General features: G+C 33.3%; 1 protein-coding gene. It reads right to left on the bottom strand.

The window, feature by feature from the left end; all coding sequences use genetic code 11:
* Window positions 1-272: 272 nt before the first annotated feature.
* Window positions 273-920, bottom strand: a complete 648-nt coding sequence (cas4, locus tag J2S07_RS21865; RefSeq protein ID WP_307152467.1) for a CRISPR-associated protein Cas4 — start codon at window positions 918-920, stop codon at window positions 273-275.
* Window positions 921-1,121: the final 201 nt, after the last annotated feature.

Here is a 1,121-nt window from a genome sequence, read left to right as displayed (position 1 = left end):
CTTTCGCTTGGTGGCCCCTTCATTTGGGTAAGGACCTAACGGTCCTTACCCAAATGAAGGGGTTTAATTTTTGCCCACATTAATTTTACTCATACGAAATGTTTATTATAACTACACCTTCACTTTACAGAAAAAACAATCTTAATGGAATGCATCTTTGCCATTTAGAGGACACGTTGTTATCAAAAAATTAAAAAGGATCCCCGTATTAACAACAGATTATTAAAGTTTAAGGGATCTGATTTTGCAATTTACTATATACAGTTTTAGGTCTAGCTTTTATTAAATAGCTCTTGTACAATTGTTCTATTTCGTTCTTTTAAACTTATAGTATTTGGCAGATCACAATCATTGCAGTATCGTTGAAATTCACAATCCCAACATCTTTTATTCGAGCGAGGATCAGGATAATACTCATCATGAATGATTTTCCGAATCATTGTTGTCACCTTGCGAATGTATTGCTTCTGTGATTCGGTGATGATAACAGGATATGCTTTTTCCTCAGGAATAATATAAATATATCCTTTTTGAACAGGAGTATTTGTCATTTCTTCTATACACAAAGCATATGCGACCAACTGATATAAAATATTCTTTTGAACTTTTTGGTCGGTATCTTTACATTCAATTGGAAAATAACGTTGTCCCTCCATATTTTCCGTGTCTACTAGTATATCGAGTTTCCCATTTAAATTTAATATAGTTGAGGAAACTGGAACTCCATAGTACCTCTTACCTTCTAACAAGTTATATCGCTTGAGGGAACGCCTTTTTTCCCTTTGATTCAATTCATAGTGTTGACTTCTAGAATACTCCATTTTAAATGTTACCTTCCTCGGAACCGGCTCAACATAACTATAATAAATAACTCTTGGGCAATAGATAAATTGTTTGATATCACTAATTGTAATAGACATTACAACACCTCCGTTAGATGGCTTCTTCAGAGTAGTTAAAATCAAGTTTAACGACATTTTCGAGACTATCTTGACTTAATGGGAAAATAATGACGCTGCTTCTTCCTGTATAGTGCAAAATAAAAGTACAGAGTTATGCAAAGTAAAAGTACATAACCTTGCACTTTTATTTTTATAGAAAAAAAAGACTTGCCAGCTATC

This window comes from Anoxybacillus andreesenii (assembly GCF_030813005.1).
Classification (GTDB): Bacteria; Bacillota; Bacilli; order Bacillales; family Cytobacillaceae; genus Robertmurraya; species Robertmurraya andreesenii.
This window is presented reverse-complemented; position numbering and strand designations above follow the sequence as displayed.

Coding starts and splice junctions, on each gene's coding strand:
- cas4 (WP_307152467.1), bottom strand. CDS start 920: ATGTCTATTACAATTAGTGATATCAAACAATTTATCTATTGCCCAAGA.